This is a genomic window from Streptomyces sp. NPDC056883 (assembly GCF_042788835.1).
Lineage (GTDB): Bacteria > Actinomycetota > Actinomycetes > Streptomycetales > Streptomycetaceae > Streptomyces > Streptomyces stoeckheimensis.
The window spans coordinates 815,683-829,857 of sequence record NZ_JBHUBS010000002.1; the positions used below are offsets into that span (position 1 = coordinate 815,683).

The window sequence follows — 14,175 nt, forward strand, 5'->3', positions numbered from 1 at the left end:
ATGGCGCGGCCTAGGTCCCCAGCTATCTGGTAGGCGTGGGCGAGGTTGTTGCTGGAGGTCAGGGTGTCGGGGTGGTCTTCGCCCAGCACCCGCAACTCGTCGGTCAAGGTCTGCTCGTACAGGGGGATGGCGTGGGCCAGATCCCCCGCTTCCTGGTAGGCGGAGGCAAGGTTGTTGCCGGAGCCCAGGGTGGCGGGGTGGTCTGGGCCCAGTACGCGCAGCCGGTCGCGGAGGTTTTGCTCGTACAGGGGGATGGCGCGGCCTAGGTCCCCAGCTATCTGGTAGGCGTGGGCGAGGTTGTTGCTGGAGGTCAGGGTGTCGGGGTGGTCTTCGCCCAGCACCCGCAAGTCGTCGGTCAGGGTCTGCTCATAGAGGGGGATGGCGCGGGCCATATCCCCCAACTCCAGATAGGCATAGGCGAGGTTGCCGCTGGAGCCCAGGGTGGCGGGGTCGTCTTCGCCCAGCACCCGCAACCGGTCTACCAGGGTCTGCTCGAACAGAGGGATGGCGCGGCCTAGATCCCCCGCCGCCTGGTAGGCGTGGGCCAGGTGGTTGCGGGAATCCAGGGTGTCGGGGTGATCTTCACCCAGCACCCGCTCGGAGGCGGCGAAAGCACGTTGAAGGTGCATGATCCCGCGGGCGGTCAGACCCTGATCGGTCAGGAATCGCCCAGCCATATGGAGGAGGCCGGCGGTGGTGCTGGTGTCGGTGTCCGGAGCAGTGTGCTCGGCGAGGGCGTCGATGTGGGGGAGCAGGGTTCGCCAGGTGGGCCACGTGGTGGGGTCGTACAGGGCGGCGGGTAGGGCCTTGCACAGGTTGCTGGTGGCCCGCTCGCGGGCCTGGTTGATGTGGCTGGGCGTGCGGTAGGGGTCGTCGGTGTCGGGGGTGCGGGTAAGAGCCTGGACGAGGCGGTGGACGGCGAGGGTGCTCGTGGCGGGGTCGACCGTGATCATGTTGTAGGCGGTGAGCAGGCCGATTGCCTGGTTCCTTGTGGGTGGGTCGGTGGAGCCGTTGGCCAGGGTGGTGGGGATGTTTTCGGGGGCGTACCAGGCCAGGGTGCGTAGGAGGTCGGCGGCTGCGGGCTGGCGGGCGGTGATCTGGTCGAGGGTGATGTCCCAGATCCGGGCGATGGTGCGCTGGGCTGGGGTGGTGGCTGCGCCGTGGCTGTACATCGCTGCCGGGTGTTGGGCGAGCAGGTGGAGATAGTCGCTGGGGGTGACGAGTGGGTTCTGGGCGAGGTAGGCGGCCGCTTGGTCGATGGCGAGGGGCAGGTGGCCGAGTTCAGTGCAGAGGTCGGCGGCCCCGTCCAGGTCACGGGGGCCTGCTGCGGTGGTGATGCGAGTGAACAGGGTGAGGGAGTCGGCCTCGTCCATGACGTCGAGGCGTACCACAGTGGCGGCGTCGCTCCAGGCGGTGGCGAGGCGGCTGGTGATCAGGAACCGGCCGCCGGGAGCACGTGCGATCACGGGGGCGACGTCGGCGGGATCGTTGACGTTGTCCAGGATGAGCAGCCAGCCGGTGTGGCTGGCCAGCCACTGGAGCCCCCACTCGGCGAGCCCCTCGACCGGCAGCGCCTTGGCCAGGACGGGCCGCAGGGCGGTAGTCAGGCCGGCCAGCCCCTGCTGGACGCCGGCGGGGCTGTCGGCGGTGATCCAGCGCACTGGCGCACATCCGTGGGGGCGGGTGGCGGCCCAGTGGGCGGCCAGGGTGCTCTTGCCGATCCCGCCCAGGCCGTGCACTGCCTGGACCAGGGCCGGGCCCGGGGCCGACAGAACGGCGTCCAGGCGCTCGAGTTCCTCGGCGCGCCCCACGAAGAGACTCGGCTGATAGGGCAGGTTGTTCAACCCTCCGGGGGCGTCCACTTCGGCGGGAGGCCGCATCGCTTCGGGCGGAAGGTGCACGGTGGGACTGAAGATGCCGGTGACGGCGATCCCGCCGTCGGTGGCAGTCGCGTTCCCGCTGTTGATCACAGTGGGCCCGGTACCTGGGGAGGCCTCGGATGCCGCAGCCGACAGGATGTCGCGGGAATCCGGCTGTGCACCGCGGTCGTTGCCTACCGCCGGCTCCGGAGGCTCGGTGCCCTTGCCGGAGTCGTGCCTGTCCCCCGGCCATCGGACCATGACAGCTCCTCGGATCGCCTCGCCCAGGTGCGGTGGCGGCGGGTTGTCATTCGTTGACGATGCCGCTGACGGCGCTGGAGCCGGCCCCCTCGGCTTCGGCGTCCCCTGTGTTGACCGCCGCCGCTGGGCCGCTCTGGCTGCCGCTCGCGCGTCTGACCCCGGTGACGGCGCTGCCGCCGTCCCGGGCGGTGGCCTTCCCTGTTCCGGTGGCCATGTCACCCGTCGAGGCGGCGACGAACGACAGCATCTCCCGCAAGCGCTCAGCCGCCCGCTCCTGCCCGGACGCGTCGAGGCCCTCCAGCAGCACTTCGAACCGGGCCTGCCACATTCCTTCCTGCCGCAGACGTTCACTGCCGATGTCGTTAGCGCTGCTCAGGACCTCGGCCGTGTGGTCCAGACGCTCAAGCTCAGCATCAGCCCGCGCCGCCTCGCCGTGAGCGAAGAGATCCGCAATCCGTCTGCGCAGGCCATTCCATGCATCAGTACCCGCGGCCTTGACTACCGCGGTGCCGCCAGCCAGTGCCAGGGCCGTCAACGACTCGACCAGCATGCGATCGTCGCCCTCCACTCATGGGCCATGTCCTGGTGTCCAAATAGGACGGCCACGTACGTTCCCGAGCCCACACATCCAGCGAAGCCCAGACCGTCCGATCCCGCAAAGTGGGGCGAAGAGCGCCGGCACCGACTCCACCAACGCGCCGCCGGAATCCAGTAGCACGTGCGGCTGGGCCGGGTTGGCCACATCCACCGGCGCTCGACCGTGATGCGCGACGAGCTCCCTGGCTCCGGGCCGTTCAGCGGGTCGGGGTTTCGGGGACGCCCGCGCGTTTGTACGTCCGCATCAGCAGGGCCGTCTCCACCTGGGTGGTGCCGCCCAGCAGGGCGAAGACGCGGGTGGTGAAGGCGTGCAGGGCCGCGAGGTCGCGGTGGCTGGAGTAGCCGAGGAGCCCGGAGGCTCCGGTGGTGACCACCAGATGCCGTACCGAAGGCTCGCGGGCCAGGAGCCGTACGGCCGAGCCGAGCCCGCGGTGCGACACCGCGATCCGGAACCGGGCCTCCACCGGGTAGCCCAGCACCGCCGGGTCCGCGAGCAGCCGCAAGTGCAGGATGTGGGAGGTCATCAGGCGGGCCAGGCGGCGCCGGGCGGTGGTCTCGCCGACCTGGAGCTCGCGGGCCAGCCGGGTCGTCGACATCCGGGCGTCCCTGCTCAGCAGTGTCACCAGCCGCCGGTCGAGATCGTCCACGGCGAGCGGCGCGGGCAGCTCCCGCCCCGCCATGGCCAGCCGGCGCACCTCCGTGGGCTCCTCGTCGTACGGCGCCCAGTCGCCGGCGGTGAGCAGCAGCCGCAGCACCACGCTGGAGTGGACGTCCACGACTCCGTCCAGTCGCCCGATCACCGAGTCCACCAAGGTCAGCAGGGCCTCGTGGCCGGGGGCGTTGACCTCGGCGAACACCTCCAGGGCGCCCGTGGCCACCTCCACCGAGCGGGTTTCCGGCCGCCGGGCGAGCGCCAGGGCCGTCTCGTGGACCCGCCCGGGGGCGCACCGTACGGCCAGCTCCGCGGTGATCCCCTCGCCCTGGTACTCGGGGACGAGCGCGGCCGTGAAGCGGACGTGGCCCGTCGCCGTCATCCGCTCCAGGCGGCGGGCCACCGTCCGCTCGTGCACCCCGACCTCCTCGGCCACCTCGGCGAAGGCGGCCCGCGGGTCGCGGTGCAGGATGCGCAGCACCGCGTGGTCGACGGCGTCGAGCGCGGGCAGGGCCGTGGTGGGTCCGGGCGGCGGGGCCGCGGGACCGTGCGGGCCGGCGACGGGACCGGTGTGCGTCATCAGGGGCCTCCCGGCTGGTTGCTCGCCTGCTCGCGGGAACGGGCGGCGACGCTGCGACACCCCGGCCCGCCCCGTGACCGGCTGCCCGGGTAGGCCCCGCAGAGCGGCCTTGATGCCGGAATCCGCCACTGGACCGGGGGAGTGCGCCGCGTTCACCCGATTATGTGGCCCACTCTTGCCCGCGTGGCGACCCGCACCGGACATTGTGGTGCGGATTCCGCCCCGCAGGCGGCCCGCTCCCCCCTCCCTGCCTCGGCCGCACGGCCGATCCCGAACAGGTGGTACGTATGACGGACACGGACGCCAGACCCCTGCGCAGCCCGTCGCGCCCTCCCCGGGGACTCCGGGAGAACCGGGTGAACCGTGCGACCCCGGCGACCGCCGTGATCGCCTCCGTGGTCCTCGTGGAGCTCTCCAGCGGCATCACCCAGGGCTTCCTCTCGCCCCTGCTGCGCGGCCTCACCGACACCCTGGGCGTCTCGGCGGCCGACCTCAACTGGATCAGCGTCGCCAACCTGCTGGCCAGCGTCGCCTTCACCCCGGTCCTGTCCCGGATGGGCGACCTCCACGGCCACCGCCGCGTCCTGCGCTGGAACCTGCTGATCGTCCTCCTGGGCTCGCTGCTCGTCGGCCTCAGCCGTGATTTCGGGACCCTCCTCGCCGGGCAGATCCTCCAGGGCGCCTTCGCCGGGTTCTTCCCGCTGCTCGTCGGCATCCTGCGCAACCGCAAGCGCAGCAGCGAAGGGCCCGACGACGATGCCGAGGCCGAGAGCCGCCGCGGCATCAGCGTGATGGTCGCCGCCCTGGTCGCGGGCATGGCCTTCGGGCTCGTGGCCAGCGGTTTCGTGGCCCGTACGGTCGACAGCCCGACCGCGGCGCTGTGGGTGCCGGCCGTCGCCACGAGCCTGGCCCTGGCCGCCACCTGGCGGCTGCTGCCCGAGTCGGACCACCGGCCCGGCGGCCGGGTCGACTGGGCGGGCGGCATCCTGCTCTGCCTGGGACTGACCGCGGTCATGCTCGGCCTCGGGCTCGGCGGCACCCCGGGATGGGAGTGGGCCTCCCCCCGCACCCTGGGCTGTCTCGCCGGCGGGGTCCTCGTCACCGCCCTGTGGGTACGGGTGGAACTGCGCACCGCCGAGCCGATGATCGACGTACGGATGTTCCGCCGCCGCGGAGTCGTCGCCGTCTCGCTGGTCACGCTGACCTTCACCTTCTGCATGTTCGGGCTGATGGTCGCCAACGCGGTGTTCATGGGGACCAGCCGCGCCGAGGAGGGCTACGGGCTGGGCCTCGACCCCTTCGCGATCGCCCTCGCCACCCTGCCCAACCTGCTGGCCCTCACGCTCGGGGCGCTCCTCGCACCCGCCGTGGCCGCCGCCGTCACCGACCGGCTCACCCTGGTCGCGGGCTCCCTGCTGATGGCCGCCGGCTACGCGATGGTGCTGGCGTTCCACGGCGATCAGGCCCTCTTCCTGGCGGGCACCGCCGTGGCGGGCCTCGGCACGGGCTTCCTCCAGCACTCCACGCGCACGCTCGCCGTGGAATGCGTACCCCGCGACCGCACCTCGGTCGGCTCCGGCATCAACGAACTCCTCATCAACATCGGCGGATCCCTCGGAGCCGCCGCCGTCCTGACCGTGTTCGCGGCCCACACCCCGGCAGGCCGGACCCTGCCCGGACTGAGCGCGTACACCGTCTCCTGGACGGTCTGCGTCCTGGTCTCGGTGGCCGGCGCCGCCCTCGCCCTGCTCTACCGCACCCCGAAGGCCGACGACACCGCGGAGGCGGGCCGATGAACACCAGCCAGGCCACCCAGGCCACCCAGTCCGCCCTTCTCCTGCGCGAACGCAGCCGGGCCTTCCTGACCACCCGGCAGGACGCGGTCCTCGACCTCAGCCACGCACTGCACGCCGATCCCGAACTCGCCTACGAGGAACACCGCGCCGCCCGGCGCATCGGCGACCTCGTCGAGCGGGCCGGGTTCGAGGTGACGCGCGGGGCGTACGGCCTGCCCACCGCGTTCAGTGCGACCGCCGGCAGCGGTGACCTCGTCATCGGCATCTGCGCCGAGTACGACGCCCTCCCCGGCATCGGCCACGCCTGCGGCCACAACGTCAACGGCGCCGCCTCCGTGGCCGCCGCCCTGGCCCTGGCCCCGCTCGCCGACGAACTCGGCATCACCGTCAAGCTCCTGGGCACCCCGGCCGAGGAATCCGGCGGCGGCAAGGTGGACATGCTGCGCGAGGGCGCCTTCGACGACATGGCCGCCGCCATGATGGTGCACGCCGCGCCCTCCGACTCGGTGGGCATGAGCTCGCTCGCCATCAGCAGCTGGAACGTCGGCTACACCGGGCGCGCCGCGCACGCCGCGGCGATGCCCGAGCGCGGTGTCAACGCCGCCGACGCCATGATGATCGCCCAGGTGGCCATCGCCGCCTACCGCCAGCAGATGCGCCCCGGCGCCGTGGTCTCCGGGATCGTCACCCGCGGCGGCGAGGCCGCCAACGTCATCCCCGCCCGCACGGAGGCCTCGTACGACTGCCGTGCCGTCACCAGCGAGGAGCTCGCCGAACTCCAGACCCGGATCCGCGCCTGCTTCGAGGCCGGAGCGCTGGCCACCGGCGCCGAGCTCGCCCTGGAGGCCGTCGGCAACGACTACGCCGATCTGCGGCAGGACTTCGCGATGGGCCGCGCCTATCTGGCGGCCGCCCGTGACCTCGGACGCCGGGTCCAGGACCTGGACCCGACCCTGCGGGGCGGCTCCACGGACATGGGCAACGTCTCGCACCTGGTGCCCACCATCCACCCGATGATCGGCTACGACTGCGGCGACGCGATCATGCACAACCCCGAGTTCACGCGGTACGGGGTCACCGCGCAGGCCGACCGTGCCGTGCTCGACGGCGGGCTGGCCATGGCCTGGACGGTGATCGGCCTCGCGACCGCCCCGGAACACCGCCGGTCCCTGCTCACCCGGCTGGCCGCACGGGCCCCGCGCGCCTGATCGGGCCGTCCCGTGGCCGGCGCGGCCGCGGAACATGATGTGGGAGCCCGGGGGTAGACGAGGGGCGGGGACACCCCTCGGAGAGGCGGCCGGATGCGGAACGGGACGGAGCAGGCGGGACGGGACGAGTCCGCGGAGGAACGCGCGGACCGGCAGTGGCAGGAACTGGTCCAGGAGATCCGGGTCGCCCAGACGGGTGTCCAGATCCTGTTCGGATTCCTGCTGACGGTGGTCTTCGCCCCCGTGTTCGCGGGGCTGGCGCAGACCGAGAAGACGATCTACGTCGTCACCGTGGTCCTGGGATCCCTGGCGACCGGCGCCCTGATCGGCCCGGTGGCCTTCCACCGCATCGTCTCGGGGCGCAGGATCAAGCCCGAGGCCGTCTCCTGGGCCGCACGCCTGACCTTCACCGGTCTCCTGCTGCTCCTGGCCACGAGCACCTCGGCCCTGCTCCTCGTCCTCAGGGTCGCCACCGACAACGCCCTCGCGACGTGGCTCGTGGGCGGAGTGTTCGCCTGGTACGTGCTGTGCTGGTTCGTGCTGCCCCTGTGGGCACGCGTCCGCTACACCACCAAGGGCTGACCCGAGCGGCAGGACGGCCCGGCCTAGAGCGTGGGCGTGGCGGCGAGCAGTTCCTCCGCCGCGGTGATGGCTTCGAGTGCGGTGGGCCGGCCCATCAGCACGCACAAGGTGTACGCGGTGTCGTCCATGGCCCGCAGGGCCGCCGGGTCATGCGGTGCTGCCGAGAGCCGGGCCTGACAGCCGCGCAGCCGGGTCAGTACCTCCTCGGTCCGGGCGGGATTCGGCGCGAGCCCGGCAGCGCGGGGACCGCCCGCAGGCCCGCGGGTCCGGGCGGCTTCGACGGAGCGGCGCAGGGCGCGTTCCAGTCGGGCGGGCAGGGCGGTGCCGCACGCGGTGGCGGTCATCGCGGCAGCCAGGTCCTCGACGGCGACGTCGGCCAGGTCCGCGGCCGTCGCGAGGATCCGCAGTGCGTCGCGGGCCGAGCAGGGTGTCGCGGCCATCAGCATCCCGACGGCCCGGTTGCCCGCCGGCGCCGGTGCCGGCGCTGGCCCCGGCTGCCCGTGCGTCGGGGCGGCGGCGGGGGTCGGTCGCGTCGGCGGAGTGGGTTCTCCGGGTGTCGGCACGGGGTTCCTCCGGTGCGGGTCGGTGCGGGTCGGTGCGCGGCGGTGGTCCGCGTACGGACGGTATGCCCGCCGTCTGAGCACGGACCGCGCGGCGCGCTGGTTCAGGGCCCGGACCCCTGCCATGACCCGTGCGGCCGACCGGCGCGGACCCGTGCGGCGCCCCCGGCGCGTGCCGGGGAGCCGCCCACGCCAGGTCCGCCCACGCCAGGTCCGCCCGCGCCAGGTCCGCCCGCGCCAGGTCCGCCCGCGCCAGGTCCGCCCACGCCAGGTCCCCCCACGCCAGGTCCCCCCACGTCAGGCCCGCCCGCGCCCCGTCAGCAGATCCGCGGCAGCTGCTCCCCGATCGGCAGGTCCACCACGCGGGTGCCGCCCAGCCTGGTCCGGGCCACCACCATGCCCGGGTGGGCCTCCACGGCCTCGCCGATCACGGTTGCCGCGCGCCCCAGCGGATGCGCCCGCATCGCGTCGAGCACGGCGTCGGCGTGCTCGCGCGGCACGAAGGCCACGAGCTTGCCCTCGTTGGCCACGTAGAACGGGTCCAGGCCGAGGATCGAGCAGGCGTTCGCCACGGCCGGAGGCACGGGCACCCGCGCCTCGTGGACGAGGACGCCGGTGCCGGAGGCCGCGGCGATCTCGTTGAGCGAGGCGGCCAGACCGCCCCGGGTGGGGTCGCGCAGGACGTGCAGGTCCGGGGTGACCGCGAGCATGCTCCGTACGAGGCCGGCCAGCGGAGCGCAGTCGCTCTCCACGTCCACCCCGAACTCCAGGCCTTCGCGCACGCTCATGATGGCCACGCCGTGCAGCCCGATCTCCCCGCTGACGATGACCACGTCGCCCGGTACGACCCGCTGCGCGCGCAGGTCCACCCCCGCGGGGATGACGCCGATGCCCGCGGTGTTGATGTAGACGCCGTCCCCGTGCCCGCTCTCCACGACCTTGGTGTCCCCGGTGACCACCTCCACGCCCGCGGCGCGGGCCGCCTCGCCCATGGCCCGGGCGACCCGCGAGACCACGGACAGTTCCACGCCCTCCTCCAGGATGAACCCACAGGAGAGGTAGGCCGGTTCGGCCCCCGACATGGCCAGGTCGTTGACCGTGCCGTTGACCGCGAGGTCGCCGATGCAGCCGCCCGGGAAGAACAGCGGGCGCACGACGTAGGAGTCCGTGGAGAAGGCCAGCCGGACGCCGCCGAGGGTGAGCGCGGCGGAGTCCCCGAGCTGGGCGAGGGCGGGCCCGCCGAATTCCGGGAGGAAGAGGTGCTGGACGAGTTCGGCGGACAGCGCGCCGCCTCCGCCGTGGCCCATCACCACCCGGGGATGGTCGCGCAGCGGGGCCGGGCAGGTCCAGCCGGTGACGTCCAGGGGTGCGGTCTCAGCCAACGGGGCTCGCCTCCAGCGGTGTCGTCGGGGAGGCCGGCGCGGCCTGGAGGTCGAGCCGGCGGTAGAGGTAGTACGCGGCGCAGGCGCCCTCGCTGGAGACCATCGTGGCGCCGAGCGGCGAGCGTGGCGTGCACAGGGTGCCGAAGGCCTCGCACTCGTGCGGTTTGATGAGTCCCTGGAGCACCTCGCCGCTGCGGCACTCGGCGGGCTCCCGCGTGGTGATCCCGGTGACCGAGAAGCGGTGCTCGGCGTCGAACTCCCGGTAGCGCTCGGACAGTCGCCAGCCGCTGTCCGGGATGACCCCGATGCCGCGCCAGGCCCGGTCCGTGACCTCGAAGACGTCTTCCAGCATGGCGAGGGCGGCGGGGTTCCCCTCCGGGCGCACGGCCCGCGCGTAGGCGTTCTCCACGGTGTGCTCGCCCCGTTCGAGCTGGAGCACGGTCCGGCGCACGCCTTCGAGGATGTCCAGTGGCTCGAAGCCCGTCACGACGATCGGCACCCGGTACCGCGCCGCGAGCTCCGGGTACTCCGCCATCCCCATCACGCTGCACACGTGTCCGGCGGCGAGGAAGCCCTGCACCCGGCAGCTCGGGGAGCGCATGATGGCCTCGATGGCCGGGGGAACCCGGACGTGGGAGACCAGCAGGCTGAAGTTGGGGATGCCCAGCCGCTTCGCCTGATGGACCGTCATCGCGTTCGGCGGGGCCGTGGTCTCGAAGCCGATGCCGAAGAACACCACCTCCCGGTCCGGGTTCTGCCGGGCGATGGTCAGGGCGTCGAGCGGCGAGTAGACCACCCGTACGTCACCGCCCTCGCTGCGGACCCGGAACAGGTCCCGGCCGGTTCCCGGGACCCGGAGCATGTCGCCGAAGGAGCAGAAGATCACGCCCGGCCGGGAGGCGATCTCCAGGGCCTTGTCGATGACCTCCAGCGGGGTGACGCAGACGGGACACCCCGGTCCGTGAATCAACTCCACCTGATCCGGAAGGAGTTGATCGATCCCGTGCCGGATGATGGTGTGGGTCTGGCCGCCGCACACCTCCATCAGCGCCCAGGGCCGGGTCACCGCGGAGTGGATCTCGTCCAGGAGCCGGCGCGCGAGGGCGGGGTCCTGGAACTCGTCGATGTACTTCACCGCGGCCCTCCCTCGCCACCGTCGGCGGCGTCCGCCGCCAGCTCCCACGGGTCGCCGAACTCCTCCTGGAGCATGCCGAGTTCCGCGAACAGCTCGAGGGTCTGCTTGGCGGACTCCTCGTCCAGACGCTGCAGGGCGAAGCCCACGTGGACGATGGCGTACTCGCCGACCTGGAGGTCGGGCAGGTACTCCAGGCACACCTCCTTCTGTACGCCGCCGAAGTCGACCGTGGCCATGCGGGTGCCGTCCTTCTCCGCGATGTCAAGCACTCTGCCGGGAACCGCCAAGCACATGGGCCTCTCCTCGCTGTGGGGGGTCGGTGACGCCGCGGGCGGCCGCCACCATGAGCTGACCGAGTGCCAGCCCGCCGTCGTTCGGCGGGACCTGGCGGTGCCGCAGTACGGTGAAGCCGCGCTCGCGCAGCACGCGGGCGCAGGCCGAGGACAACAAGGTGTTGGCGAAGACCCCGCCGGTCAGCACCACCGTGTCCAGCGCGTGCCGTTCGCGTGCCAGCACGCACAGCTCCGCGACGAGCCCGGTGGTGGCGGCGTGGAAGCGCGCCGCGATCACGGACGGATCCACCCCCGCCCGCAGGTCGGCCACCACCGATGCCAGCAGGGGGGCCGGATCGGCGGTGACGGGGGCCTCGTGGCCGGGCGCCGGCCGGTTCAGGGCGAAGGCGTAGGGGAGCCGGCCAGGGCTGGAGCCGGGGCGTTCCGCCGCCCGCAGTGCGGCGGATTCGAGCTCCATCGCGGCCTGGGCCTCGTACCCGGAGTACTGGCAGATGCCCGCCAGCGAGGAGACGGCGTCGAAGAGCCGTCCCATGCTGGACGTGGCGACACAGTTCAGGCCCCGCTCCAACTGCTGTGACAGCACCCGGAGTTCTTCTTCAGGGTAGCTGCTCGTACACGGCAGGTCCGGATCCCAGGGGATGCCCGCGGCCCGCAGGTGGGACAGGGCCATCCGGTACGGCCGGTGCACCGCGGCGTCGCCGCCCGGCAGCGGCACGTACGCGAGGTGGGCGAAGCGGGTGTAGCCGGCGTAGTCGGCGAGGAGCACCTCGCCGCCCCACACCGCGCCGTCGTCGCCGTAGCCGGTGCCGTCGAAGGCGACGCCGATCACCCGGCGGCCGCCGTCCAGGCCGTGTTCGGCCAGCGCGGCCGCGATGTGCGCGTGATGGTGCTGGACGCGTACCAGCGGCCGGCCTGCCGCATGGCGGTCCGCCCACCGGCCCGAGCGGTAGCCGGGATGCCGGTCGGCGGCCAGCAGGACGGGAGAGACCCCGGTGACGGACTCCAGCTGCCGTTCGGCCCGCTCGAAGGCGATCTGGGTGGCCAGGTCGTCCATATCGCCGATGTGCGCCGACAGCCAGGCCCGGCGGCCCTCCCCGAGACAGAGGGCGTTCTTCAGATCGCCCCCCGTCGCCAGTGTGGCGGGGACCGGGAACGGCAGGGGCAGCGGCAGCGGGGCGTAGCCGCGCGAACGCCGGACCAGCAGCTCGGCGCCGTCGCAGACGCGGACCACGGAGTCGTCGCACGGGATGTGGATGGGCCGGTCGTGCGTGAGCCAGCCGTCGGCGAGACCGGCCAGCCGCTCCAGGGCCTCGTCCTCCTCGGTGACGATGGGCTCGCCCGCGAGGTTCCCACTGGTCATGACGAGCAGCGCCGGCCCCGGGGGATCGCCGGGAAGTCCGAACAGCAGGTGGTGGAGCGGGGTGTACGGGAGCATGACGCCGAGGTCGGGGCTGCGCGGCGCGACCTCCTCGGCCGGTCCGGGGACGCCGGCCCGCCTGCGGAGCAGCACGATGGGCCGGACGCTCCCGGTGAGCAGGGCACGTTCCTCGGGGCCGAGGTGCGCCAGCCGCTCCGCTTCGGCGAGATCGCGCGCCATCACGGCGAAGGGCTTGTCTCCGCGCGCCTTGCGCCGGCGCAGTTCCGCCACCGCCTCGGGCCGGGTGGCATCGCAGGCCAGGTGGTATCCGCCGAGCCCCTTGACCGCCAGGATCGCGCCCCGGGCCAGCATGCGGCGCGCCCCGGCGACCGGATCCGTACCGGTGAGCTCGTACGGGACCCGCCCGCCGGAGCCGATCAGCAGCCGCAGCCGGGGACCGCAGGCTGGGCAGGCGACGGGCTGGGCGTGAAAGCGGCGGTCGGCCGGATCGGCGTACTCGCGGGCGCAGTCGGGGCACATAGGGAAGCCGGCCATGGTGGTCTGCGCGCGGTCGTAGGGCAGTCCGGTGACGATCGTGAAGCGGGGGCCGCAGTGCGTGCACGTGATGAAGGGGTGCCGGTGGCGCCGGTCGGCCGGATCCGCCAGTTCCGCGAGGCAGGCGGCGCACGTCGCCGTGTCCGGGGAGATCAGGGTCCGGGCCGGGCCGCCGCTCCGCGAGGCGATGATCGCGAACCCGGCGCCGCCGACCACCGGCACCTCGCAGTGGTCCACGGCGTCCACCACCGCCAGCGGCGGAGCGTCCGCCGCGAGGCGCTCGCAGAACGCGGACACGGCGGCCGCCGCACCCTCGACCTCGGTCACCACGCCCTCCGGGGTGTTGGTGACGTGTCCGGCCAGCCCGAGCCCGGTGGCGCGGGCGTAGACGTACGGTCGGAAACCGACGCCTTGCACCACGCCCTGGACGGTGACCCGGCGGCGCTGTACGGAATCCATCAGAGGCTCTGCCCGCGGGCTCGCACGGCTGCCGGAGTGCCGGTCGGCACCGGTGCGGGCACCGGGCCGTGGTCATGGGCGTGCTGGTGTCCGTGCCCGTCCTCAGGCCGGTGCGGGTGGTCGTGGTCATGGTCGCCGTGTACGTGGCCATGGTCATGACCGTGACCGTGTACGTGGCCGTCGGCCGCAGCGGCGCCCTGTGCCGGAGCGCACGCGCGGGCCATCACGGGGGTGTGCGCCGCGGCTCCCGCTCCGACCGCATGCGCCCGGTCCAGCAGGATGCCGAGGCCCTCGCCGGTACGGGCCGAGGTGAGGGCCACCTCCACCCCCGGGTTGACCTGCTGGACGTTCGCGCGGAAGGCCGCCTCGTCGAAGTCGACGGCGTGCGCGATATCGGTCTTGGTGACGACGACGAGCTGGGCCAGCCCGAAGGCCGTCGGGTACTTGAGCGGTTTGTCCTCGCCCTCGGTCACGGACGCGAGGACCACGCGCAGCGACTCCCCGAGGTCGTACGAGGCCGGGCAGACCAGGTTGCCGACGTTCTCGACGAAGAGCAGCCGCGTCTCCTCGGGCAGCCAGCCGTGCAGGTGGCGGCCCAGCATCACGGCTTCCAGGTGGCAGAGCCCGTCGGTGAGCACCTGCTTGACCGGGGCCCCCGAACGGGCCAGCCGTACCGCGTCGTTCTCGGTGGCCAGGTCGGCGGTCAGCGCGGCGACGGCCACGCCCCGCTCCCGGGCGAGCAGCAGTTCGCGCTCCAGCAGGGCGGTCTTGCCGCTGCCCGGACTGGACAGCATGTTGACGACCGTCGTGCCGCGGGCGCTGAGTTCGGCGCGCAGGGCCTGTGCGGCCCCGTCGTTCTTGGCGAGAACCGCCTGGTGCAGGTCGACCACTCGGCACAT

Annotated in this window: 12 protein-coding genes and 1 pseudogene; 3 read left to right on the forward strand and 10 right to left on the reverse strand. The window is 73.0% G+C overall.

Going from position 1 to position 14,175, the window contains the following annotated elements:
• The 3 genes from fxsT to ACFRU2_RS08900 form a co-directional block, all read right to left on the reverse strand.
• On the reverse strand, positions 1-2,120 hold a 2,120-nt coding region (gene fxsT / locus ACFRU2_RS08890; protein ID WP_382969479.1), incomplete at its 3' end, for an FxSxx-COOH system tetratricopeptide repeat protein.
• A gap of 46 nt (positions 2,121-2,166) precedes the next feature.
• The gene (locus tag ACFRU2_RS08895; protein ID WP_382969482.1) at positions 2,167-2,670 is read right to left on the reverse strand and encodes a hypothetical protein; all 504 of its coding nucleotides are present in this window, start codon (positions 2,668-2,670) and stop codon (positions 2,167-2,169) included.
• Between the two features lie 244 nt (positions 2,671-2,914).
• Positions 2,915-3,949 (reverse strand): Lrp/AsnC family transcriptional regulator, encoded by a 1,035-nt coding sequence (locus ACFRU2_RS08900; RefSeq protein ID WP_382969485.1) that lies wholly within the window; start codon positions 3,947-3,949, stop codon positions 2,915-2,917.
• Positions 3,950-4,305: 356 nt separating this feature from the next.
• Between ACFRU2_RS08900 and ACFRU2_RS08905 the strand changes: the two genes are divergently transcribed.
• From ACFRU2_RS08905 to ACFRU2_RS08915, 3 genes are all read left to right on the forward strand, one after another.
• On the forward strand, positions 4,306-5,745 hold the full coding sequence (locus tag ACFRU2_RS08905) for an MFS transporter (RefSeq protein ID WP_382969488.1): 1,440 nt from the start codon (positions 4,306-4,308) through the stop codon (positions 5,743-5,745).
• The gene (locus ACFRU2_RS08910) at positions 5,742-6,953 is read left to right on the forward strand and encodes an amidohydrolase (protein WP_382969491.1); all 1,212 of its coding nucleotides are present in this window, start codon (positions 5,742-5,744) and stop codon (positions 6,951-6,953) included. Before ACFRU2_RS08905 ends, ACFRU2_RS08910 begins: the two co-directional genes overlap by 4 nt.
• 93 nt (positions 6,954-7,046) lie before the next feature.
• Positions 7,047-7,535: a DUF6328 family protein gene (locus ACFRU2_RS08915; RefSeq protein ID WP_382969494.1), complete on the forward strand. Its 489-nt coding sequence runs from the start codon at positions 7,047-7,049 to the stop codon at positions 7,533-7,535.
• Between the two features lie 23 nt (positions 7,536-7,558).
• On the opposite strand, the gene ACFRU2_RS08920 is transcribed toward ACFRU2_RS08915, so the two are convergent.
• From ACFRU2_RS08920 to hypB, 7 genes and pseudogenes are all read right to left on the reverse strand, one after another.
• Complete coding sequence (locus ACFRU2_RS08920) at positions 7,559-7,975, reverse strand: DUF5133 domain-containing protein (protein ID WP_382969497.1); 417 nt, start codon at positions 7,973-7,975, stop codon at positions 7,559-7,561.
• Between the two features lie 322 nt (positions 7,976-8,297).
• Positions 8,298-8,396 (reverse strand): annotated as a pseudogene (locus tag ACFRU2_RS08925) (pentapeptide repeat-containing protein); the annotation flags it as partial.
• A 16-nt stretch (positions 8,397-8,412) separates the two neighbouring features.
• Positions 8,413-9,477: a hydrogenase expression/formation protein HypE gene (gene hypE / locus ACFRU2_RS08930; RefSeq protein WP_382969500.1), complete on the reverse strand. Its 1,065-nt coding sequence runs from the start codon at positions 9,475-9,477 to the stop codon at positions 8,413-8,415.
• Positions 9,470-10,612, reverse strand: a complete 1,143-nt coding sequence (gene hypD / locus ACFRU2_RS08935; RefSeq protein ID WP_382969502.1) for a hydrogenase formation protein HypD — start codon at positions 10,610-10,612, stop codon at positions 9,470-9,472. Before hypD ends, hypE begins: the two co-directional genes overlap by 8 nt.
• The gene (locus ACFRU2_RS08940) at positions 10,609-10,905 is read right to left on the reverse strand and encodes a HypC/HybG/HupF family hydrogenase formation chaperone (protein ID WP_274546756.1); all 297 of its coding nucleotides are present in this window, start codon (positions 10,903-10,905) and stop codon (positions 10,609-10,611) included. Before ACFRU2_RS08940 ends, hypD begins: the two co-directional genes overlap by 4 nt.
• Complete coding sequence (gene hypF / locus ACFRU2_RS08945; protein ID WP_382969506.1) at positions 10,874-13,276, reverse strand: carbamoyltransferase HypF; 2,403 nt, start codon at positions 13,274-13,276, stop codon at positions 10,874-10,876. Before hypF ends, ACFRU2_RS08940 begins: the two co-directional genes overlap by 32 nt.
• Positions 13,276-14,175, reverse strand: coding sequence for a hydrogenase nickel incorporation protein HypB (gene hypB / locus ACFRU2_RS08950; RefSeq protein ID WP_382969509.1), 900 nt, complete (start codon positions 14,173-14,175; stop codon positions 13,276-13,278). Before hypB ends, hypF begins: the two co-directional genes overlap by 1 nt.